17 protein-coding genes are annotated in these 22,829 nt (G+C 66.6%); 9 read left to right on the forward strand and 8 right to left on the reverse strand.

What is annotated here, in order from left to right:
* Nucleotides 1-176 precede the first annotated feature (176 nt).
* Together CFB24_RS02515 and CFB24_RS02520 are read right to left on the reverse strand one after the other, a co-directional pair.
* The gene (locus CFB24_RS02515; RefSeq protein WP_104469634.1) at nt 177-1,601 is read right to left on the reverse strand and encodes an ATP-binding protein; all 1,425 of its coding nucleotides are present in this window, start codon (nt 1,599-1,601) and stop codon (nt 177-179) included.
* Nucleotides 1,601-2,308 carry a response regulator gene (locus CFB24_RS02520; protein WP_088518977.1) on the reverse strand — a complete coding sequence of 236 codons (708 nt, stop codon included), beginning with the start codon at nt 2,306-2,308 and terminating at the stop codon, nt 1,601-1,603. Before CFB24_RS02520 ends, CFB24_RS02515 begins: the two co-directional genes overlap by 1 nt.
* Before the next feature lie 383 nt (nt 2,309-2,691).
* Here CFB24_RS02520 and CFB24_RS02525 point away from each other — a divergent pair, with 383 nt between their 5' ends.
* Nucleotides 2,692-4,353, forward strand: a complete 1,662-nt coding sequence (locus CFB24_RS02525) for a methyl-accepting chemotaxis protein (protein ID WP_158255151.1) — start codon at nt 2,692-2,694, stop codon at nt 4,351-4,353.
* 219 nt (nt 4,354-4,572) lie between these two features.
* On the opposite strand, the gene CFB24_RS02530 is transcribed toward CFB24_RS02525, so the two are convergent.
* On the reverse strand, nt 4,573-6,510 hold the full coding sequence (locus tag CFB24_RS02530) for a PAS domain-containing hybrid sensor histidine kinase/response regulator (RefSeq protein ID WP_088518979.1): 1,938 nt from the start codon (nt 6,508-6,510) through the stop codon (nt 4,573-4,575).
* 574 nt (nt 6,511-7,084) lie between these two features.
* On the opposite strand from CFB24_RS02530, the gene CFB24_RS02535 reads away from it, so the two are divergent.
* Nucleotides 7,085-7,651, forward strand: coding sequence for a sugar O-acetyltransferase (locus CFB24_RS02535; RefSeq protein ID WP_276328281.1), 567 nt, complete (start codon nt 7,085-7,087; stop codon nt 7,649-7,651).
* 185 nt (nt 7,652-7,836) lie between these two features.
* On the opposite strand, the gene CFB24_RS02540 is transcribed toward CFB24_RS02535, so the two are convergent.
* The 4 genes from CFB24_RS02540 to CFB24_RS02555 all read right to left on the reverse strand — a co-directional run bounded on the left by CFB24_RS02540 (nt 7,837) and on the right by CFB24_RS02555 (nt 14,187).
* Nucleotides 7,837-11,553 carry an EAL domain-containing protein gene (locus CFB24_RS02540; protein WP_088518981.1) on the reverse strand — a complete coding sequence of 1,239 codons (3,717 nt, stop codon included), beginning with the start codon at nt 11,551-11,553 and terminating at the stop codon, nt 7,837-7,839.
* A gap of 35 nt (nt 11,554-11,588) precedes the next feature.
* The gene (locus CFB24_RS02545) at nt 11,589-13,043 is read right to left on the reverse strand and encodes a methyl-accepting chemotaxis protein (RefSeq protein ID WP_088518982.1); all 1,455 of its coding nucleotides are present in this window, start codon (nt 13,041-13,043) and stop codon (nt 11,589-11,591) included.
* Nucleotides 13,044-13,082: 39 nt separating this feature from the next.
* Nucleotides 13,083-13,397 carry a hypothetical protein gene (locus tag CFB24_RS02550; RefSeq protein ID WP_088518983.1) on the reverse strand — a complete coding sequence of 105 codons (315 nt, stop codon included), beginning with the start codon at nt 13,395-13,397 and terminating at the stop codon, nt 13,083-13,085.
* Nucleotides 13,398-13,563: 166 nt separating this feature from the next.
* Nucleotides 13,564-14,187 carry a TetR/AcrR family transcriptional regulator gene (locus CFB24_RS02555; RefSeq protein ID WP_088518984.1) on the reverse strand — a complete coding sequence of 208 codons (624 nt, stop codon included), beginning with the start codon at nt 14,185-14,187 and terminating at the stop codon, nt 13,564-13,566.
* A 138-nt stretch (nt 14,188-14,325) separates the two neighbouring features.
* Between CFB24_RS02555 and CFB24_RS02560 the strand changes: the two genes are divergently transcribed.
* Nucleotides 14,326-15,036: a CBS domain-containing protein gene (locus tag CFB24_RS02560; RefSeq protein WP_088518985.1), complete on the forward strand. Its 711-nt coding sequence runs from the start codon at nt 14,326-14,328 to the stop codon at nt 15,034-15,036.
* Between the two features lie 51 nt (nt 15,037-15,087).
* Here CFB24_RS02560 and CFB24_RS02565 read toward each other — a convergent pair whose 3' ends face one another.
* On the reverse strand, nt 15,088-16,881 hold the full coding sequence (locus CFB24_RS02565; protein ID WP_088518986.1) for a hypothetical protein: 1,794 nt from the start codon (nt 16,879-16,881) through the stop codon (nt 15,088-15,090).
* 180 nt (nt 16,882-17,061) lie between these two features.
* Here CFB24_RS02565 and ettA point away from each other — a divergent pair, with 180 nt between their 5' ends.
* The 6 genes from ettA to CFB24_RS02595 all read left to right on the forward strand — a co-directional run bounded on the left by ettA (nt 17,062) and on the right by CFB24_RS02595 (nt 22,822).
* Nucleotides 17,062-18,714, forward strand: a complete 1,653-nt coding sequence (gene ettA, locus CFB24_RS02570) for an energy-dependent translational throttle protein EttA (RefSeq protein WP_088518987.1) — start codon at nt 17,062-17,064, stop codon at nt 18,712-18,714.
* Between the two features lie 85 nt (nt 18,715-18,799).
* Nucleotides 18,800-19,471, forward strand: a complete 672-nt coding sequence (trhA, locus tag CFB24_RS02575) for a PAQR family membrane homeostasis protein TrhA (protein ID WP_088518988.1) — start codon at nt 18,800-18,802, stop codon at nt 19,469-19,471.
* Between the two features lie 243 nt (nt 19,472-19,714).
* The gene (locus CFB24_RS02580; RefSeq protein WP_088518989.1) at nt 19,715-20,095 is read left to right on the forward strand and encodes a homogentisate 1,2-dioxygenase; all 381 of its coding nucleotides are present in this window, start codon (nt 19,715-19,717) and stop codon (nt 20,093-20,095) included.
* Nucleotides 20,092-21,036, forward strand: coding sequence for a cytochrome-c peroxidase (locus CFB24_RS02585; protein ID WP_206605443.1), 945 nt, complete (start codon nt 20,092-20,094; stop codon nt 21,034-21,036). Before CFB24_RS02580 ends, CFB24_RS02585 begins: the two co-directional genes overlap by 4 nt.
* A gap of 109 nt (nt 21,037-21,145) precedes the next feature.
* Nucleotides 21,146-21,817, forward strand: a complete 672-nt coding sequence (gene trhA, locus CFB24_RS02590; protein ID WP_088518990.1) for a PAQR family membrane homeostasis protein TrhA — start codon at nt 21,146-21,148, stop codon at nt 21,815-21,817.
* 198 nt (nt 21,818-22,015) lie between these two features.
* Nucleotides 22,016-22,822 (forward strand): SGNH/GDSL hydrolase family protein, encoded by an 807-nt coding sequence (locus CFB24_RS02595; protein WP_088518991.1) that lies wholly within the window; start codon nt 22,016-22,018, stop codon nt 22,820-22,822.
* Nucleotides 22,823-22,829: the final 7 nt, after the last annotated feature.

Raw genomic sequence — 22,829 nt, forward strand, 5'->3', positions numbered from 1 at the left:
CAAAGATCATCTTTTGAGGCGCGGCGTGTTTTTCATATTTCGCCGCCGCGCATAATCTAAAAACAGACATGCGCGCGCGCCGCGACCAAACGTTCCCGCTTTTCAGGCCGTGCGGCGCGCGTTGCGCGCGGGCGCGCCGGCCTCATTAGTCTTTCGAGAAAAATTGTAACGGAATGTTACCTTGTCGGCGCCGACCCGCGCCGGGGCAGCAGAATCGTCACCCGCAGGCCTCCCGAATCGCCGTCGCCCAGCCGGATTGACCCGCCCTGCGCGAGCACGGCGTCGCGGGCGATGGTCAGGCCGAGGCCGGAGCCGGAATGGGTTTCTCCCGTCTCCAGCCGACGGAACGGAGCGAAAACCTCCTCGCGCAGGTCCGCCGGGACGCCCGGACCGCGATCGGCGATCTCGATCCGCGCGGCGTCGCCGAGATCCGCAAGGGTCACTTCGGCTTGTTCGCCGAATTTGCAGGCGTTCTCGATCACATTGGCCAAAGCCCGCTTGAGGGCGAGGGACTGCGCGTCGAGAATGCAATGGTCGGGGCCATGATAGACGGCGTGGCCGCCGTGGTCGGCGATGTCGTCGCACAGGCTTTGCGCGAGCACGGCGATGTCCGTGGCGCGCCTCGGCTCGTCGTCGGCGTCCTCGCGAGCGAAGCGCAGCGTGGCTTCGACGAGTTGGCGCATTTCCTCGATTTCAGCGATCAGTTCGCGGCGCTGGGCCGGGTCCGGGATCTCGCGGGCCGCGAGCCTCATGCGGGTCAGCGGCGTGCGCAAATCATGCGACAGCGCCGCCAGCATGAGCCGGCGCTCGTCCAGAAAAGCCGCGATCCGATCCTGCATGCGATTGAGCGCTTCGCCAACGGCCGTCACTTCATGGCTGCCGCCGAGCGGGGCGCGCACATGGCCGCGATCTCGCCCGATCAGCTCCGCCGTTTCGGCAAGCGCGCGCAAGGGCCGCGTCTCGCGCCCGGCGAAAATCTGGGCGAGGACGAAAACGGCCAGAAGGCTCGCCAGCAGCGACATGAGCGGAAAGGCGCGGACGAATCCGGGTTCGCGGGCGTCGCCAACAATGAGCCACGCGCCCGAGCTTTCCCGCAGCGCGAATTCGAGCGGGCCGAAATAGCCGACGTCCGGGCTGGTCTCGTCGAGCGCGGCGCCCTCCGGGCTGGCGAATCCGGGCGGCGGCCCCGGCGGCCCCAGGCCGAACAGGGCGAACCAGCCGAAAGGAAACGGAACGTCGGCGGCGTCCCGGATTTCGACGATCTCCGGCGCCCGCGCCTTCAGCGTCGCCGCGAGCGCCCTGAGGTCGTCGGGCGCGCGGCCGTCGATGGCGCGCCCGCCGTCGAACCGCTCGACGCGGCGAAGCGTGATCAGCCGCGCCGCCCCCGGATCGGCGACCGCCACCGGGCCGGGCGGGGCCGCAAAGGCGCGCGGCGCCTCGGCGGCGAGGATTTTGGCGATCACGCGCGCGCTGTACGGGCGCGGGCCGGGCCGCGGCGCGAAACGGAAGGCGAGCAGGTTCAGGCTCTGAATCGCCAGCAAGGCCAGGATGATGGTGACAGCGATGCGAAAGCCCATGCGCCGCCAGGGAGGGACCAGCATCAGACAAGAACCTCCGTCGGCGCCGCGAACATGTAGCCGTCGCCGCGCACCGTTTTGATGAAGCGCGGCGCCAGCGGATCGCTTTCGATTTTTCGCCGGATCCGAGAAATCAGCACGTCGACGCCCCGGTTGAACGGCGCGGCGACGCGCCCGCGCGCCTGCAGCAAATGCTCTCGCTGGAGAACCGTCTGCGGATGTTCGACGAACACCTGCAAAATGTCGAACTCCGCCGTGCTCAGCTCCACGCGCACCCGGTTCGGCGTCCATAACTCGCGGCGAAGGCAGTCAAAACGCCAGCCTTCGAAACCGTAGATCTCCGCGGGACGCGCCTGCGAAGGCAAGGCGCGCGCCCGGCGCAGCACCGCCTTGATTCGCGCCAGAAGCTCCGCCGGATCGAAGGGTTTCACCACATAATCGTCCGCGCCCGCGGAAAATCCCGCCAGCTTGTCGGCCGCCGCGTCGCGGGCGGTCAGAAGGATGACCGGAGGACCCGCCTCAGGCAGGCTCTGGCACAGCACATAGCCATTGTCGCCGGGAAGCATGACGTCAAGCAAGATGAGATCGACGCGCGCGGTATCGAGAACGCGCCTCATCTCCGAGCCATTGACGGCCTCGCTGACGCGCATGTCGTTCTCGCTCAACAGGCGGGCGAGGCCGCGACGGATCAATTTATCGTCTTCGACGATGAGAACGTGAGTCTGCGCCATGGCGACACGAAGGAATGCCCAAGCCAGCTTCTTCGCCCGCGAGGCCTATGTCAAACATGCGCGGCTGGTTAAGGCGGCGGGAGCAGCGATGCGGCGCCGACGGCCGTCTGCGCGAACCTTGTCCGCGTCGCCGATCCCTTGGAATTTTCGCGATCGGACCGCTACGGATCGGGCGGGCGGAATCGCCGCGAATTTAGCGCTGGATTACAAAGCCATAATATTAACGATCTGCCGAATACAACCTTAGCGTGCTTTATTATGGCGCTACAATCGCAAGGCGCGAAATGGCGCTGCATGGGCCAATTCTCTATCGAGCGAACTCGCCGCTGATGAACGAGGAAACGGGTATGTCATACACGAATTGGCCAATTGTCTGGAAGGTTGTGAGCCTCCTCCTCATCCTCGGCGGCGTCAGCCTCGGCGCCGCCTATTACGCGACGTCGCAGTTCTCGGCGATCGACGCCGCCGTCACCGCAATCATCAACGGACCGGCGGCGGGGAGCACCCATGGCGCACGCACCGGGCGCTTCATCCTCACCGCCGAGACGGCGATCTATCAGGACATTCTGTCGACGACGGATGAGGGGAGCCGGCAGGCCGCCGCCCTGCTCAAGGAGGCGGTCGTCGGCTTCGACGAAGAAACCGCAGCCCAGCGCCAGCGCGTACCCGCTTTCACCGACGCCATTGACGCCGGCGTGCGCAAGTTTCATGCGGCGCTCGACGGGCCGTGCGCCGCGACCCTCCGCATCGCCAAGGCCGACGCCGGCCCCGCAGCCATAGCCAAGGCCGCGGCGATGATGGAGAAGGCGTGCAAGCCCGGCTTCAACGAGGTGCTGAAAGACCTGGTCGTCGTCAACAAGGGGATCATCAGCGAAACCGAGCGGAGATCCGCGGAAGCGGACGCCATTGTGTCGTCCAGCGCCCGGCTGACGCTTGGCAGCATCGCCGGGGCGATCGTCCTTGTCATCGCCCTGGCGGTTTACCTGGCGCGCAACGCCATTGTCGCGCCGATCCAGGCGACCATGGCGGGAATGACCGCGCTCGGCCAGGGACAATTGGGCATAGCGGTGACGGGCGGAGATCGCGGCGACGAAATCGGCGCAATGGCGCGACAGCTCGAAGTGCTGCGCGCACAGCTTCAAACGGCGGAGAACACACGTCTGGCGATCGTCGGCCGCGAACAGGCGGAACGCGCGCTGCTGGCCCGTCGCGCGAAACTGTCACAGGATTTCATCGGCCGCATGCAGGGGATCGCCGGCGGCTTCGCCAAATCCTCCGGCGAGGTCGCGGAATCGGCCCATAGCCTTTCGGCGGCGGCGGAAGAAACCTCGCGTCAGGCCGAGGCGGTCTCCGGCGCGGCCCAACAAGCCGCCGCCAATGTCCAGACCGTCGCTTCGGCGTCGGAGGAACTGACCGCCTCGGTGCGCGAAATCACCCTGCAGGTCAACCAGTCGGCCAAGGTCGCCGACACCGCCTTCCATGAGGCGCAAGCCTCCAACGTCCGCATCGCCGCGCTGGCCGACGCGGCTTCGACCATTGGCGACGTCATCAATCTGATCAGGGGCATCGCCGACCAGACCAATCTGCTCTCGCTCAACGCGACCATCGAGGCGGCCCGCGCCGGCGAGGCCGGCAAGGGCTTCGCCGTGGTCGCCACGGAGGTGAAGATGTTGGCGAGCGAAACGGCGAAGGCGACCGCCGACATCGCCGCCAGGGTTTCCGAGATCCAGTCGGCGACCAATGACACGGTGAAGTCGATGAACGAGATCAGCGCGGTCATCACCAACATCAAGGAAACCACCACAGCCATCGCCACCGCCGTCGAACAGCAGGGGGCCGCCACCATCGAAATTTCGCGCAATTGCCAAGAGGCGGCGACGGGAACCGTCCAGGTCACCGACAATATCGCCGGCGTGGGACAGGCGGCGGAGATGACCGGCTCCGCCTCGGTTCAACTCATGACGCTGTCCAATGGCCTGTCCAATCAGGCCGTCGATCTCCGCCAGGCCGTCGAAGGGTTCGTCAAGGACTTCGCCGCCGCGTAACGGAGAGCGAACCGGGACGCCATCGGTCCTGTCCGGGGTTTGGCAAACAGCCGGCGGGGCATGTCGGGATCGGAGAGCCGGCGCCAAATTTGAGCCGTCCAAGGGCGCGCCCTGCGATCCCGGCGGTGACCGTCATCTGGTCTTACGGCATCGTCCCTGCGGCGTTTTCGCGGAAGATCTCGTCGTGCAGGACCTATCGGCCGAGCGGGGCGGCGCATGTCATCGCGCCGCGCCGTCCGACTCGGAGCGGCGATCGCCCTCCAGCAATGACTGGACGGTATGGAGGAGATCGTCGGCTTCGACCGGCTTGTGCAGCGTAATGAAGCCGCTGGCGGAGATTTCCGCGAGGCGCTCTTTCGCCGTGTCGCCGGTGACCAGCACGGTGGGAAATGAACGTCCGGCCCGGCGCGCGATTTCCGTTGCGGTGGCGTTGCCGGTCATGCCGGAGCCAAGGCGATGGTCGGCGATGATGGCGTCGAACCTCCAATGCGCCTGCGCGGCGCCTTCGAGGGCTTCCTCGCCGCTGGCGGCGCTGAGCGTCTCGTAGCCCCCATCCTCCAGCATCATCTCATAAGCCTTGCGAATCAAGGTGTTGTCCTCGATGACCAGAATACGGCCGGCGGCGGCTTCCAACGCCGGCGTCGCCGCCTCGGCTGGCGCCGCCGTCCCGTCAAGCGGCAGCATCAGCGAAAAGCGCGTGCCGTGACCGAGCCTCGACGCCACTTCCACCGGAGCGCCGAGGAGGTGGGCAAGGCGCGAGACGATGGCGAGGCCCAGCCCCAGGCCGCGGCTGGCGTCGCGCGCGGGATTATGGAGCTGGCGGAACTCCTCGAATATTTCCGCCTGCTTGTCGGCGGGAATGCCGATGCCGGTGTCGATCAGGTCGAGCCGCGCCTTGTCGCCACGCCGGCGCAGCCCGATCAGAATTCCGCCTTTTTCCGTGTAGCGCAGCGCGTTCTCGATGAGGTTGCGTAAGATCCGGTCCATCAAATTTGCATCGGTCCGCGCCCATAGCGCCGACGTAACGTGGCGCAATGACAGGCCTTGCGCCATTGCGCGGGGCGCATATTCCTTCGCCAGTCGCTCGATGATTTCGCCGAGGTTCACGCTCGCGATGTCCGGCGCCACCACGCCGGCGTCGAGTTTTGAAATGTCGAGGATGCCGGTCAGCAGGCTGTTGAGGCTGTCCACGGCCGATTTGGCCATATCGACGGCGTCGGCGGTCTTCGGCTTGTCCTTGACCTGCCCTTTGATGAGGCTGAGCAGCAAGGTCAGCGACTGCACCGGCTGGCGCAGATCGTGGCTGGCGGCGGCGAGGAATTTCGACTTGGCGACATTGGCGCGCTCGGCCTCGGCCTTGGCGAGGTCAAGCGCCTCCTCGGCCCGTTTCAACCGGGTGATGTCGAGGAACGCGCCGACGGCGCCGGAAACCTCGCCACGGTCGTTGAGCAGAGGCGTGGCCCTGGCGAAGGCCGTGAGCCTTGCGCCGTCCGCGCGCCGCACATCCAGGATCTGACCGTCGACGGTTTCCCCACGCAGCGCCCGCTGCATCGGCAGTTCGCGCGCGGGCAGCTCGCGCTCGCCACGAAACAGCCGATAGGCGGCGGGCCTTTGGGCCGCCTTGGAAAACTCGCCCTTCGACGAAACCCCGAACATCTCCTCCAGCGCGCGATTGCCCTCGATATGGGCGCCCGTCGGATCGAGCGCGATGGAAACGCCGAGCGGCGCCGTATCCAGGATCGCCTGCAATTCCGCCGCGCGCAGCCGTTCGCGGCGTTCGGCGCATTTGCGTTCGCTGATGTCGCGGCTCTCCGTGGCCAGGCCGACCGTCTCCCCGTCGGCATCCACCAGAACAAAGACATCGTAGTTCATCCAGATGGCTTCGCCAGTCTTGAAATGGCGGAAGCGGATTTCGGTTTCCGCCCGCCCTTCCCTGAGCACCCGTGGCAAGAAATCGTTCAGGATGAAATCCTGGTCTTCCGGGAAGAAGAACGCCTGCACCGGCGTCTTGCTGAACTGCTGGAAATCGTCGATGCCGATCAGGCTGCGCCCGGCGGCGTTCACATAGAACGGTATGAAATTGATGTCGCGCATGCTGATGAACGACGGGCTATTGTCCGCCAGCAATCGAAAAAACGACGCATTCCTGTTCTGCATAATCGTCGCGCTTCCGAGTATTGCTTCGGCTATAGCCAAGCTTTAGCCAGAAACGTTGCACTGCTCGACGTTATCCAACATTTGGCCTCACGCAAAGGATCTGTTTGCGCCCGACGTCCATCGGCGGTTCATGTCGCCGCCATAGGCTGTGATTGACCGCGCTTTCTTCCGCTTTCATTGACGAAGCACGATCATTGGGCTGATCGACATCAATCCAAGGAGCAAGTACGCCCGGCCGGGAGCGTCGGCGGATGTCTCTCCATCGGGACAATGCGGGACGGTCGCGAAAGACGGGAACGTCGGGATTTCAGCCGGTCAGCGCCGAAACGCCGCGAACGCTGCGGAAATTCAGCCAGGCTCAAGGCGTTGCCCACACGTTCGGCGGGAAGCGGAAGTACATAGGCGGTATCGCTAATGGCGAACACTGGCGGTAAAGTGGTCGTTCCCGGCGAACGTAGCGTTCGAAAATGACTCCGTTCAGGGTGAAAGCTATCGCTCGTAAGCTTAAAAAAGGCTCAGGGAGATTGGCAGCGTAAGGAAGCGCATGAGAATTTCCACGGAAACCCGGGCTCTGATGCTCTCAGGAGCAATGTACGATGATTTGACCCTTGAGTTGGTCGAAGCGCGGGCTCAGGCGGTTCACCTGTCGAACGCTTTCAACGCCACTTGGGGGCAGCCTCAGGAGGTGCGCGACGACGCCCTGAGGCATCTCGTGCGGAGCGTCGGAACCGGTTCGACGTTCGAGCCGGTGCTGCGTGTGGAGTTTGGAGAGAACATCACCATCGGGCGCAACTTTTTCGCCAACTTCGACTGCGTCATTCTCGACGCGGCCGAGGTGACCATTGGCGACTTCGTGCTCTTTGGGCCGCGCGTGGGCATTTATACGGCGAACCACGCCATTGATCCAGGGGAACGGGCCGCAGGCGGATGCATCGCAAGGCCCGTTGCCATAGGTGATCGCTGTTGGATTGGGGGCGGGGTTCAAATCATGGGTGGCGTCACCATTGGAAACGGCGCGATCGTGGGAGCTGGTTCAGTCGTGACCAAAAGCGTCCCGGCCAACGTGGTTGCTGGAGGGGTTCCAGCACGTGTGATCCGCCCGATTACGGAAGCGGATCGCACGGGCTTCAAGACGGCGTAGCCGCGCTCGATGACCGCTTATGTCTCGGCATGAAACGTTCGGAGCGAGCACGGGAAGGTCTCATCCGAGCGGCAATCGGTCTCATCGGGCGACCGCCTGTCCCAAAATCCTTACCGGCCGAGAAACGCGAAGCCCGGCGGCGCGCCCAAAGCCCCGAACCGCTGCGGCGAAAGCCGGAAGACGCCCTACCCCGCCGCCCGGACTTCGTCCCCAAGCCCCAACCGCTCCAGCAACTCCGCCTCCCACAGCGGTTTTGCGAACAGATAGCCCTGGGCCAGCGCGCAGCCGCTCGCGGCGAGGAAATCCGCCTGTTCCTCCGTTTCCACGCCTTCCGCCAGCGCCGTCACCTTCAACGAATGCGCCAGCCGGATGATCGCGACCGAGATTTCCATGCTGGCGGGATCGCGCGGGATGTCCTCGACAAAGGCCCGGTCGAGCTTGAGCTTGTCGATCGGGAACCGTTTCAGGTGGAACAGCGAGGAATGGCCCGCGCCGAAGTCGTCAATGGCCAACCGCACGCCGAGTTCCTTCAACGCGCGCAATTTCGCCTCGATCTCGCCATGCGGATCGGCCAGGGCGCTTTCGGTGATCTCGACTTCGAGCTTTTGCGGCGGCAAGCCGGTTTCCGCGAGAATCGCCGCGAGGCGCTCCTGCATGTTGACCCTGCTGAGCTGCACCGGCGAGAGATTGACCGCCAGCAGGCGAAGATCCGCCCCCGCGTCCAGCCAGCTTTTCATCCGGCCGCAGGCCTCGCGCAACACCCATTCGCCCAGAGGCACGATCAAGCCGGTTTGCTCCGCCAGCGGAATGAACTGGTCCGGCGGGATGAGGCCCTGCGGCGAGCGCCAGCGCACCAGCGCCTCCACGCCGACGATGGCGCGGTCCTTCAGCGAAACCAGCGGCTGATATTGCAGCACGAATTCGCCGCGCTCCAGTCCGCGCCGCAGCCCGGCCTCCATATCGAGCCGGGCGCTGGCCTGCACGGTGACGGCCTCGGAATAGAAACACAGGGCGCCGCCGCCGCTCCGCTTGACCAGATAAAGCGCGGAATCCGCCCGCTGGATCAACTCGTCCGCCTCGGCGCCCGGATCGTCCTGCGCGTCGCCGGGGAACAGCGCCACGCCGACGCTCAGGCCCACGCAGGCTTCGCGCTCCTGGCCGAGGGCGAAGGGCGCCGCCGTCGCCGCGATCAGGCGCTGGCCGATGGCCGCCGCCTCGCCCGCGTCCCGCAGATCCTCCAGCACGGCCACGAATTCGTCGCCGCCGAGCCGCGCCAGCGTGTCCTGCGGCCGCAGCTGTCGCTTCAAGCGGTCGGCGATCAGCGTCAGCAGGCGATCGCCGGCCAGATGGCCGAGACTGTCGTTGACCGTCTTGAAGCGGTCGAGATCGAGCACCAGCACGGCGCCCATCGCGGCCTCCCGCCCGGCCCGCCGCCGCGCCCGCGCGACCGCCTGCGCCAGCCGCAGGCTGAGCAGCGTGCGGTTGGGCAGCGTGGTCAGCGGATCGTGATGCGCCAGGAATTTCAGCCGCTCCTCGGATTCCTTGATCCGGGAAATATCGGTGAACAGCCCGACGTAATGGGTGATCGCGCCGGCGGCGTCGCGCACGACGGAGATCGTCAGCCATTCCGGATAGTCCGTCCCGTCCTTGCGCCGGTTCCAGATCTCGCCGCGCCAGACGCCGGTCTCGTCGATGGCCCGCCAGACGCTGCGGTAAAATTCGGCGTCATGACGATCAGACTTCAGCTTGCGCGGGTTCTGGCCGCGCACCTCCGCCTCGCTGTAGCCGGTGATTTCCTCAAAGGCCGGATTGACCATGATGATGTTGCGCGCGGCGTCGGTGACGACGACGCCCTCGTGCGTGCTGACGAAAACCGCGCGCGCCAGCCGGGCGTCGGCCTCATGCTCCCTGCGCTGGGTGATGTCGGTATCGGCGCCGACCACGCGCTCCAGCCGGCCGGACGCGTCGAAAGCCGGCAGGCCGCGCGACAGGATGTCGATCCAGCGCCCGTCGCGGTGGCGCATGCGCGTCTCGAATTCGAACGACTTTCGCTCGCCCGACAGGATCTCGCGAAACTGCAGGCGGAACAGCTCCAGCCCCTTGTCCTCGACTACGCGGCGCCAGGCGGTCGCGCTGGATTCGATCTCGTCGTCGGCATAGCCGAGCATCGCCTTCCAGCCGGGGGAAAAATAGGCTTTGTCCGTGTCCGGGCGCCATTCCCAAACACCCTCGCGCGCGCTTTCCAGCGCCATGCGGAACCGCTCCTCGCTCTGGGCGAGGGCGACCTGCATCGCCTTGCGCTGCGTGATGTCCTTGATGACGATCATGAGGTAATCGGGCTCGCCGTCGTCGCCGGGCGCGAGGCTGGCCGAGACCGCCGCGTCGAACCAGGAGCCGTCCTTGCGGCGGTAGCGGCGCTCGGCGAAATATTCGCGCTGCGCGCCGCTGCGCAAGGCGGCGAGATTGTCGCGCAGTTCGGCCTGGCACTCCGGCGCCGCCAGCGACCGTATGTTGTAGGCGAGCAACTCGTCCCTGGGATAACCGAAGATCTCCGCGGCGCGCTGGTTGATGCGGACGATGCCGCCATCGAGAGCGCCGTGGATCAAGCCGACGGCGGCCTGTTCGAACGTGACCTGGAAGCGTCGCTGCATCTGGCGCTCGGCGCGGGCGCGGGAGAGCTGCTGGCCTTGCAGCGCGAAGCCGGCGATGACCCAGACGGCGACGACGGCCAGCGTCGCCGACAGGCCGACGACGCGCGCATAATGGCTTTTATCCGCCAGAACCTCGCTTTCGTCGAGGCTCGCGACCAGCTCCCAGCCGGCGCCCGGCGTGCGGGCGCCGGCGGCGAACACCGGCGTTCCCATGGGATCGACGCCGCGCATGGCCTCGGCCTCGCCGCGCATGAAATGCGCAACTGGCGCCTCGGACGCGGCCGCGTCGAGGCGCAGGCGCAGCGCCGCGTCGGGCTGGCGCGGCAGGCCGCTGAGGAACAGCACGTCGCCGCCGTCGCGCCGCGCCAGAAAGGCGGAGCCGGTCGCGCTCGGCAGCGGCCACGCCTGCACGATGGGAAATAGATGGTCGCTCGCCGCCAGTTCGGCGTAAAGCGCCAGACGCCGCGATCCCGTCGAGGCCCCCGGCGGCAGGGGCGCGATGAAACCGAAGCGCGGCCCCACCACGCCGGAATCCTGATGCAGATCGACCAGGGCCGGCGTGGAATTGACGAAGACTTTTTCAACGGCGGCGACAATGTCGCCGTGCGGCTCGTCGCTCGGGTCGAAATAGGATTGGCCGGCGGCGTCGACGATTTCGACCGCGACGAAATTGAAGTCCGCGCCGCGCCGCGACAGCGTCTTCTGGAGCGCCGCCATGTCGAGGCCGCGCATGTCCAGGTCGACAAGATCGCCATGAGAGACGACGCTCGCCGCCAAAGCCACCGCATTGGCCTCCTGCGCCCGCAACCACCGGCCGAGATCGCCCGCCTTCAACTGCGCGATGGCCCGGACCTGGTCCAGCCCCCTCGCCTCCATGGCGTGAATCATGTTCTCGAACACCAGCCAGCCCGCGCCGGCGATCCCCAGCGACAGGACGGACGCGACGGTGAGCGCCAGGGCGGTCGCGCGCGGCCCTCGCGCACCCGCCGCCGCCCGCGTCTCCCGCCGCTCCAGCCGTTGCAGCAGAACGAACAGCAGGACCGCCGTCACCGCGATGAAGGCGAAGCCCTTGGCGCTTTGCAGATCGACGAACGTGTCGTGATCGACGACAGAAGCCAGGAAGCGGTCGGACAGCACTTTGTAAACCACGCCGCCCCCGGCGTAGATCAGGCTGGCCTTGAGCGCGAGACCGCCGGTCATGCGCGACGCCCGCCCGCTGGTGTCGTGATCGTCAGGACCGGCGACGCGCAATTGGCCTCTCCCACGGATTCAGGGCCCTTCCGAAATCAACCGGCCAACTGGCGCAGGAAGGAATCGACCGATCGGGCGAGACCGTCGGTCGCCTTCTCGGCCTGAACCGCCGTCTCGACCACGCTGCGCGTGCTGTGATCGGCCGAGCGCGTCTGCTCGCTGGCGCGGCGCGACAGATCCGAGACGTGACGCGTGGCGCTGGCGACGTGGGAGATGTTGGCGGCGATCTCGTTGGTCGCGACGCGCTGCTGCTCGATCGACGTGACGATGCCGCCGGCGCACTGGCTGGCCTCGTCGATGCGGCGGGCGATGTCCTCCATGGCGCCGACGGTCGAGCGCGTCGAGGCGTTGATGGCGGCGATGCGCTGGGCGATGTCCTCGGTGGCCTTGCCGGTCTGGTCGGCGAGCACCTTGACCTCGTTGGCGACGACGGCGAAGCCCTTGCCCATCTCACCGGCGCGCGCCGCCTCGATGGTGGCGTTCAAGGCCAGCAGGTTGGTCTGGCCGGCGATGCTCTGAATGATCGCCACCACTTCGGAAATGCGGTTGGCCTGATCGGTCAATTTCTCGACGTCGCCCTGGGCGTTGGCGGCGGCGCCGTTGACCTTGTCGATGATCGACTTCATGCCGCCGATCTGGCTCTGAATTTCCGCCACCGAATGCGACAATTGCTCGCTCGCCGCCGCCACGGCGCCGACCGCGCCGGAGGATTGCGACGAGGACTCGGCCGCCTGTTCGGCGTCGCGCGAGGCCGAGGCCGCCACCGACGTCAGCGACTGGCTGGTCTGGGTCATCTGCCGGGACTGGGCGCGCAAGCCCTCGATCAGCCGGCCGACCTCGGACTGAAAGGCGGCGACGGAGCGCTGGAGTTCGCCGCGGCGGCGGCTTTCCCCCTCCGCGCGCCGCCCCTCGGCCGCGGCGCGGTCCTCGGCGGAGCGGCCCTCGTCCTCCGCCCTCGTCCGCAGCGCGTCGGCGTCCGCGAAGGCCGCGCGCAGGCGCCCCGCCAGCCAGCACAAAGCGACGGTTTGGGCCACCAGAATGACCGCGTGAATCAGCACGCGCGGCAGATCCGAGCCGGTTTCGGGAAACGCCGCCCAGGGCAGCGCGAAGTTCAGGATGACATGATGCAGCGCCACCACGGTCGCGTTGGCGATCATCGCCCGTTCGTCCACCCAGCCGGCGGTGAGGGCGAGGGCGGCGAAGAACATCATGTGCATGTCGATCTGGAAGGCGTGGCCGGAGGTGGCGTAAACCAGCATGGCCACCTCGACCGCCAGCGCGGCGGAGGTCACGATGCGGGTCGCCGGGCCGATCCGGTCGGCCAGCGCCATGGCGCCCGCCCCGCCCGCGACGGCGACGGCGGCGAGCGCCAGCAGCCAGCCGCCGTCCAGCCGCGTCAGCCCGACGATCGCGACCAGCGCCGCCAACAGCGCGATCACGCCGACAATGGCCGGCGCCAAGCCATGACGCAGGCGATCAATATTATTCATGACGTCCCCTCAATTCGCCTTTCGGCGGGATTCCGAACTTCAGGAGGCGCAGCCTTGCAAGGCCTTGCCGTCCAGCACCAGAAGGGCGCCATGCGCGTAGAGCCGGACCACGAAATCCGGCGCCTCGCCGCGCGCGAGCATGGCGCCCGCTATTCCCTCACGCAGGACAACACCTTGAGCTTGCGCGACGATGACCGCCACGCTCAAGCCAAAAGGACGCGGAACCACGATGACCGACCGCGCGCCCGGCGGCGGCAAAAACGCAAGACCGAACAAAACCAAACCCATCAGGATCAGGTTGAAGCCGAGCAGCAGCCCGACCCGGTTCTGCCTCGCCTGCGGCAGGCTATGCATCGGCGATCTCCCGTCAGTGCGCGGCGGCGGGCCTCATGCGAATTCACTTCGCTTTTCATAGCCGAACGGCATTAACAAGCTGTCACTGCTCTATAAATACAATCGTTTGCAAGATTTTTGTAAGAGAAGCTTACATCTTTACGCACGTCATTACTTGACGCAACGCTCACAAGACTTCCCGCGTGAGGGCGCGCAGCAGCATGGCGATATGCGCCTCGATCAGACCGGAGGCGTCGAGTTTTTCGATCGGATCGAACACATGCAGCCAGACCGCGGCGACCAGCGCCGGCGCGAAGGCCAGCTGCGGAAAACGCTCGGGCTCGTCGTGGACGAATTCGCCGGAGGCGCGGCCCTTGGCGATAATGGCGCGGATCAGGGCCGAGCCGCGCGAAATCACCTCGCGGTGATGGAAGCGGGCGAGCGCGGGAAAGCGGGCGCCTTCGGAAAACACCAGGTGCATCACGCGGCGGCGGTCGGGGTCGGCCGCCGCCTGCGTCATGAACGCGCCGAAGTCGCGCAGCAGGTCGCTGGCCGAGGCGGGCGAGGCGGCGACGCGTTTTTCAAGCGCCTCGAGCGGCGCGCTGATGGTCGAGGCGACCAGCGCTTCGAGCAGGCGCTCCTTAGACTCGAAATAGAGATAGATCGTGCCTTTGGCGACCCCCGCCTGCGCCGCGATATCGTCCAGCCGCGCGGCGTCGAAGCCGGCCTGCGAGAACTGGTCGAGCGCGGCCGCCAGAATGGCCTTGACGCGGTCTTCCCGCGCCTGCGGCGTGCGCGCCTGCTTGCCCATGCGACCCCCGAAAAAATGACCGAAAGGTCATTTATCATTCCGATGCGAAATGCAAGCCTTGATCCGCGTCAACGATTCGCCAGAAAAGATGTATACTCTATTGACAGGTGGATCTCGCGCCGCTGCGGGGAGGCAGGCATGAAAGCGTCGGACATCATGACCCGGGACGTCAAGACAGTGACCCCCGACGCGACGATCGAGGAGGCGGTGAACCTGCTGCTGTCGATCCGGGCCTCCGGACTTCCGGTGGTGGACGACAATGGCCGTCTGGTCGGAATCGTCAGCGAGACGGATTTCCTGCACCGCGTCGAGATCGGCACCGCCAAGCGCCGCCCCCGCCTGATCGAATTCCTGCTCGGCCCCGGCGAGGTCGCCGAAGCCTATGTGATGAGCCACAGCCGCAAGGTCGGCGACGTCATGACCCGCGACGTGGTCACCGTGGCCGCCAACGCCTCGCTCAACGAGATCGTCGCCGTGATGGAGAAGCGCAAGGTCAAGCGCGTTCCCGTCGTGACCGGCGACGAACTGGTCGGGCTCGTCACCCGCTCCGACGTGTTGCGCGCCTTCACCGCCGCGCGTCCGAGCGCGCCCGCGCCGCTCGACGACCAGGCCATTCTCGACCGGCTGATGGCGGAACTGAACGCGCAGGGCTTCGCCTCGCCGCGCGCGCTCGACGTCACCGTGGATCGCGGCGTGGTGACGCTGACCGGCGAGATTTTCGACGAACGCCAGCGCCCGGCCCTGACCGTGGCGGCGGAGAACATTCCCGGCGTCACCAAGGTGATCGACCATCTCGTGTGGATCGAACCGTTTTCCGGCATGACGCTCGACAAGACCGGCATGATTTGAGGGGCCGCCCCTCTTTCCGAACGGAAAGAGGGCGTCGCCGTTGCGAGGGCCTCAGCCGGCCAGCGCGCCCGCCAGAGCCGCCGCGCGCTTCAACGCGGCCGAACTGATCGGCCCCGCGATCTGCTGAGCCATGGCGAAGGTTTCGGCGCGATGCGGCCCAAGGCCCTGCGACGCCGCATGCAGCGCCTCGTGATGGCCGCCAATCTTTTGCGCCAGGCATAGCGCCAGCGCCGGACCGAGATCGGCCTCCCCGCCCGGCGCGGGCCGCAGGAACAGATAGAAGTTGCGCAGCCGCTTTTTCGCGCGCGGCGTGTCGCCGGCCACCGGCGTCAGCGCGTCGAGCAGACGCGACTCCGCCGCCGACAGCGGCGCGTCGAGCGTCGCGAGCGCCGGCGTCTCGCCGGCGAAATCCAGCCGCATCGGCACTTGCAGCAACCGCAGCTGCGCCCGCCCGCCGCAGAGCGAGGGATCGACCGCAAACAGCGCCACAAAGCCCGGCCGCGCCAGCAAGGCGGCGATGCTCTCCAGCGCCGCGTCGGTCTCGACGCCGTCGACCATCACCGTGAGGCGGGCGTTCTTCGCCTTGAGCGCGGCCGAAAGCGCGTCGAGAAAGCCGAGCGCCTGGTCACGCCGCTGGCGCTGGGCGTCCGCCGCCAGGAAGCCGGCCGGATTCTTGAGGGCGCCGGCGCCTTCGGCGCGGCGCTCGGCGTCGCGCGCCGCCTGCGCCTCGACCGCGACGCGCGCCGTCAGCCGCTCGACCACGCTCCCCTGCTCGACCACGGCTTCGTCGGCCTCGCGCGCCCGCGCGGCGACTTCCTCGTCGAGCAGCCGCGCGGCGCGCAGCAGCGGCGCGAAAAAGCTGTAGGCGCGCCAGAGGTTGAGGCCGACGCAGACCAGCGCCAGCAGCAGGGCGAGCGTGGCGCCGCTGTCGAGCGCGCCGAGCCGGCTGCGCAGAATGTCGGCGGTTTGCGCCCCCGCCTCATGCGCGTGCGACAGCCAGTCGAGCCATTCGGCCCGGTGGCGCGACGCCCAGTCGAGCCCCTGGGAGAGGAAATAGAGCAGCGCCGCATAGACCAGCAGCCGGCTCTGGCCGCGATAGGCGTAAACCGCGCGCCAGCCGGCGAACCAGCGCGACGCGCCGGAATGGGCCGCGAGGTCGCGGGTCAGATCCTTGAAGGTCAGCAGGGGATCGCCAGTAAGGCCGAAGCCGCGCATCCGCTCCGCGAAGCCGCCGCGCATCCTCCGGGCGAAATGATCGACGCGCGAGCCGGGCGATTCGTAAAGCAGGGTCTCCGACAGAGCGGCGCGCCGCGCTTGCAGGTCGGACAGCGCCTGCCGCTCGGTCAGCAGCTTCTTGCGCATCAGATCGAGCCGATCCTGCGACTCGCGCGCCGCCGCGCCGGCGTCGGCGGCGGAATCCGCCTCGCGCGCCGCCGCGCCGACCAGTTCTCCCTGCGTCGGCGCCAAAGCCCGGTAAAGCCCGGCCGCCAGCGCGCGCTCCGGCTCCACCGCGAGATCGGCCGCCTCGAACCGCGCCACCGCGCCCGATCCCAGCCGCGCCGCGATCCAGCCGAGGGCGCTGCTCTTGCCGCCCCCCGCCGGCGCCGCCAGGGCGAGCGCGAACGGCGTGGGCGCGACCTGGGCGAGATCGGCGAAACGGGCCAGCAGCGCCGGCTGCGGCGGCGCGTAGGCCTCCGGCGGCAGGGGCGAATCGCTCACGAAGGCGGTGGAGACGGCCACGGCGGGCGCCGGCGCGGGCGCCGCGGGCGCAGCCGGAGCGGGTTTGGGCGCGGGAAAGCGCGAAATGGGCGGGTCGGAAAGGAAATCTCTCTCGAAATCGGTCACGTCAGGCTCCGGCTGGCGAGCTTTATGTGTTCTCCTTAACGCAAAGCGCGGCGCGAAATAAGGCGCCGATCGGGGATATCCAAAAGCGACGGCGGCGAATTCCGCATTTGCGTCGGGCTGGAGCCGCCGCTACAAGATCGCGAAAGCTTATACCGGGACAACCGGCCACAGGGATCGAACATGGCGCGTCAATTCATTTATCACATGCAGGGACTCACCAAGACCTGGCCGGGCGGCAAGAAGGTGTTGGAAAACGTCCATCTTTCTTTCTATCCCGACGCCAAGATCGGCGTGCTCGGCGTCAACGGCGCGGGTAAATCGACGCTGCTCAAGATCATGGCCGGCATCGACAAGGATTTCAACGGCGAAGGTTTCGTCGCCGAGGGCGCGCGCGTCGGCTACCTGCCGCAGGAGCCCAAGCTCGACGAGACCCTCGACGTGCGCGGCAATGTGATGCTCGGCGTCAAGGAAAAGAAGGACATTCTCGACCGCTACAACGAACTCGCCATGAATTATTCGGACGAGACGGCGGACGAGATGACCCGGCTGCAAGACGAGATCGAGGCGAAGAACCTCTGGGATCTCGACAGCCAGGTCGATCAGGCGATGGAGGCCCTGGGCTGCCCGCCGGACGACTGGGCCGTGGAAAAGCTCTCGGGCGGCGAGAGGCGCCGCGTGGCGCTGTGCAAGCTGCTGCTGGAGCAGCCGGAACTGCTGCTGCTGGATGAGCCGACCAACCATCTCGACGCCGAGACGGTGAACTGGCTGGAAGGCCATTTGCGCGAGTACCCGGGCGCGATCCTGATCGTCACCCACGACCGCTACTTCCTCGACAATGTCACCAGCTGGATTCTCGAGCTGGATCGCGGCCGGGGTATTCCCTACGAGGGCAATTATTCGTCCTGGCTGGTGCAGAAGCAGAAGCGCCTCGCCCAGGAAGGCCGCGAGGACGAAGCGCGCCAGCGCGCCATCGAGGCGGAAAGCTCCTGGATCTCGTCCAGCCCCAAGGCGCGTCAGGCCAAGTCCAAGGCGCGTATCCAGCGTTACGACGAACTGGTCGCCAAGCAGAGCGACAAGGCGCCCTCCACCGCCGAAATCATCATCCCCGTGGCCGAGCGCCTCGGCCAGAACGTCATCGAGTTCAAGAGCCTCAACAAGGGGTTCGGCGACAAGCTGTTGATCGACGACCTGTCGTTCAAGCTCCCCCCCGGCGGCATCGTCGGCGTGATCGGACCGAACGGCGCCGGCAAGACCACCCTGTTCCGCATGATCACCGGCCAGGACAAGCCGGACGGCGGCGAGATCGAGATCGGCGAAAGCGTGGAGCTCGGCTATGTCGACCAGTCGCGCGACGCGCTCGACGACAAGAAGACCGTGTGGGAGGAGATTTCCGGCGGCAACGACGTGATCTATCTCGGCAAGCGCGAGATCAATTCGCGCGGCTATTGCTCGACCTTCAACTTTAAAGGCGCCGACCAGCAGAAGAAGGTCGGGATGCTCTCGGGCGGCGAACGCAACCGCGTGCATTTGGCCAAAATGCTGAAAAAGGGCGCCAACGTCCTGCTGCTCGACGAACCGACCAACGATCTCGACGTCGATACCTTGCGCGCTTTGGAAGAGGCGCTGGAGGAATACGCGGGCTGCGCCGTGATCATCTCGCATGACCGCTTCTTCCTCGACCGCATCGCCACGCACATGCTGGCGTTCGAGGGCGACAGCCATGTCGAATGGTTCGAGGGCAATTTCGCCGATTACGAGGAAGACAAGAAGCGCCGGCTCGGCCTCGACAGCGTCATCCCGCACCGGCTGAAATACAAGAAGTTTTCGCGCTGATTTTTGAGGCCGGGCCGAAACGCCCGGCCTTTTCGATCGGCCCGGGCGGGTTGAAACCAAACCGGGCCGCTGGCGTTAGGCGCTCATGTCGCTTGAGCCATTGCCCCCCTATTTCAAACGCCATTACACGCCCGCCGAATTGGTCGCCGACGCCCTGGTGCATGGCATCGCCATCGTCGCCGGGCTGGTGGGATTCGCCGCGCTGTTCTTTCGGCTCGGTGAAAAAGGCGATGCGGCCAACGCCGCCGCGATCGGCGTCTATGCGGTCGCCTTCTTCCTGCTGTTCGGCTTTTCCTGCGCCTATAATCTGAGTCCGCCCTGCCGCGTCAAATGGCTGCTGCGGCGGCTGGATCACGCCGGAATTTTCTTGATGATTTCCGGCACTTATACCGCATTGCTGTCGCAGGCCTTGCCCGACGCGCGCATCGCCGCCATGATGGCCTGCGTCTGGGTCGCCTCGATCGGAGGCGCCGCCATCGCCCTGCTCGCCACGCCCGGCCGGTTCGACCGCGTGCTGCTGGCGCTTTACCTCACGCTGGGCTGGGCGGCGATGATCGGCGCGCCGCGCCTGATGGCCACCCTGCCCGCAGACGTGCTTTACCTTATGCTCGCCGGCGGCGTGGTCTATTCGCTCGGCGTGCCGTTCCACCTGTGGAACAGCCTGAAATACCAGAACGCCATCTGGCACGGCTTTGTCACCGTCGCCGCCGCCTGCCAGCTCGCCGGAGTGGCCAAGGCCGTCGGCCACGGCGGCTGACGGCCGCGGCGGCGACTGCCGCTATTTTGCTCTTGATTGCCTTATGAAATATACTCAAAACTCCTATTGAAATATGGATTCGCCGCAATGCTTCGTTTTCCCTTTGGTTTCGTCGTACTTGTCTGTCTGGCCTCGCCGGCCCTCGCCCAACCGGCCCCGGCTCAAGAGACGCAGGCGCCCCAATGTCCGCAAGACGCAGCGCCTCTACCTGCGGAACTATCGGCCTGGACCGCGCCAAACCCCATGACCGCCGCCACCCGGCCCGAGGAATTGAGCCGGGCCGAACTCAAGCCCGGCGTCGCCGTCAAGGCCGCGCTGGCGCACACGCCCGAGGTGAATTATCTGGCGCGCCCCACCAAACCGGGCGGCGGCGTGGCTTATGGCGGCCTGTTCCACATCGCCATCGCCGAGCCGGGAACGTATAGGGTGGCGCTCGGCAACGCCTCCTGGGTCGATGTGATCAAGGACGGCGGCAAGATCGAATCCTCCGCCCATGGCGGCGGCCCCGCCTGCTCCGGCGTGCGCAAGATGGTGGATTACCCCATGCAGGCCGGCGATTACGTGGTCCAGCTGTCGGCGGGCGCCGACGCGCAAACCGGCGTGCTCGTGGTCAAGCTGCCGTGATCGCGGCGGGTCTGGCCCGCTGGGCCTTGCTTGGCGCCGCGCTGACGGCTGCGGCGCAAGGCGTCGCGTCGGCCGCCGACGCTCCGGCCTCGCCGATCACGATCGAATTGGGGCGGCGGCTGTTTTACGACGCCGACCTGTCGATCAACGGCACGATGGCCTGCGCCACCTGCCACGAACAGCATCGAGGGTTTGCCGACGGCAACCGCACCCATCCCGGCGCGCTCGATCATCCCGGCAAGCGAAATGTACCGGGGTTGCAGAATGTCGCCCAACTTCACCATTTCACCTGGGCCAGCCGGGCGACGACGGATCTCGAACATCAGGCCGAAACGCCGCTGCTCGGCCAGCGCCCGATCGAAATGGGCATGACCGAGGCTGTGCTGGCGCCGCGTCTTAAGGCCAGCGCCTGCTATACCAAAATGTTCGCCGCCGCTTTTCCCGAAAAGAACGGCGAAATCAGCCTGACCACGGCGACGCAGGCGCTGGCGAGTTTCGAGCGCACGCTGGTTTCCTACGAAGCGCCCTACGATCAGGCCAAACGCGGCGGCGCGCCGCTTTCGGCCGAGGCGGAGGCGGGACGGGCGATTTTCGACGGCAAGGGCGGCTGCCGCGTCTGCCATTCCGGCGACAATTTCACCGACGACGCGTTTCATGCGCTGGAGCCGGCGGCGGCGGGCGACCGGGGGCTTGCCGACGAAACCGGCCGCGCCGAGGATTCCGGGCTGTTCCGCACGCCTGGCCTGCGCAATGTGGCGCTGACCGCGCCCTATTTTCATGACGGCAAGGCGCCGACACTGGCCGAGGCGCTCCGCCGCCACGGCCTTGCGCTTTCGGAGGCGGAGACCGGCGCCCTCGCCGCCTTCCTGGAGAGCTTGACCGACCGATCCTTTTTGGCCGACCCGCGTTTCTCGCTACCCGACGCGGCCTGCCCGTTATAAGATCCGGCCGCCGTCGCCCGGACGGTCTTTCGACGGACGGAGGAGGCTCTTGCCATCATCCTGCCGCAAGCCTTAGTTTAACTCTAAACTTGCTGAGCCGGAGGCTTTTATGTCGCTGCCCGAAGATCATCCCCGTTTGAAGAAGCGCCTCTATGGCGCCGACGAACTGGTCGCCGACGGGTTCGTCCATGCGCTGGCCATTGTCGCCGGGCTGATCGCGTTCGGCGTGCTGATCAATCATGCGGTGGCGCGCGGCGCCGTTTCCGACGCCTTCGCCTTCGGCGCCTACGCCGCCGGCTTCTTCCTGCTGTTCGGCTTTTCCTGCGCCTATAACATGACGCCGCCGTCCAATCTCAAATGGATGTTGCGGCGGTTCGACCACGCCTCGATCTATCTGATGATCGCCGGAACCTACACCGCCCTGCTGTCGCAACTGCCGCAGGGGATTTTTGCCTGGTCGCTGGCGATCTTCGTCTGGGTGGTGGCGCTCGGCGGCGCGGCGGTCAAGGTGTTCCTGCCCGGCCGCTACGACCGCGCCTCGCTGTTCGTCTATCTCGCGCTCGGCTGGGTCGGCGTGATCGCCGCCAAGCCGATCTACGATCACCTGCCGACGGCGACGCTGGCGCTCACGCTGGCCGGCGGCCTGCTCTATTCCGTCGGCGTGATCTTTTACCGCTGGCACAATCTGAAATTCCAGAACGCCATCTGGCATGGCTTCGTCGCGCTGGCCGCCGGCTGCCAATATGCCGGAATCGCCCAGGCCGTCGCATCATCGACATGACGCGCCGCCAGGTTAACTGATGATTAAAACGGGGACATGATCATGATTTGGTCATGACCATGCGTTAACAGACGGCCGCGCGCTCGAAAATTTCACGATGTGGAAAGTGTAGCGAAAAGTCGAGCGCGCTTTTGGGCGCGCCCGGATTGACGAGGGCGCGCTTAAGCGGCAGGGTTCAGGCTGCTTTTGGGATCGCGCATGAATATTCGGTTGCGTTTATCTGTGATGATGATTTTCGCCGCGCTCGCGGGATTTCCTGTGGTCGCGCCGGGCGAAACCCATGAACGCGTGCTGCGCGTCGCGCCGGAGGCGGCCTGCGCCGTGACCGAGGCTTTACCCACGCGGGTGGCGGGCCTGCCGAAATTTTTTCATGCCCTGGTGACAGGGCGCCCCGTGCGCATCGTCGCCATCGGGTCGTCCTCGACCGAGGGCGTCGGCGCCTCCGCGCCGAATCGGTCCTATCCGGCACAGTTGCGGGCGCTGCTCGAACTGGCGCTGCCCGCCAAGGATTTCGAGGTGTTCAATCTCGGCGTCGGCGGCGAGGTGGCGGCGACGACCGCCGCACGGCTCAAAACCGCCGTCGCCGCTCATGACCCCGATCTTGTGATCTGGCAGGTGGGCACCAACGACGCCCTGCGCGGGATTGCGCTGGACGATTACGAACGCGCCCTGCGCGCGGCGCTCGGCTTCCTCAAGGCGCGCGGCGACGACGTGCTGCTGGTGGGCATGCAGTGGACGCGCAAATTCGCCGCCAATCCGCACTATCTCGCGGTGCGCGACGCCACCGCCCGCGTGGCCGCCGAGGAAGGCGTCACGCTGGTGTCGCGCTTCGACGCCATGCGCCGCCTCGCCGACGCCAGCGGCCGCGAGGACCTGATCGGGCCGGACCAGCTGCACATGAACGATCGCGGCTACCGTTGCCTCGCCGAGCAGGTCGCCGCCACCCTGTCGCGGGCCAGCCCGGGGAAATTTTCGACCGCGGCCAATCCGTTGCAAACGCCCTGACCGCTTC

This window comes from Rhodoblastus acidophilus (assembly GCF_900187365.1).
Taxonomy (GTDB): Bacteria; Pseudomonadota; Alphaproteobacteria; order Rhizobiales; family Beijerinckiaceae; genus Rhodoblastus; species Rhodoblastus acidophilus.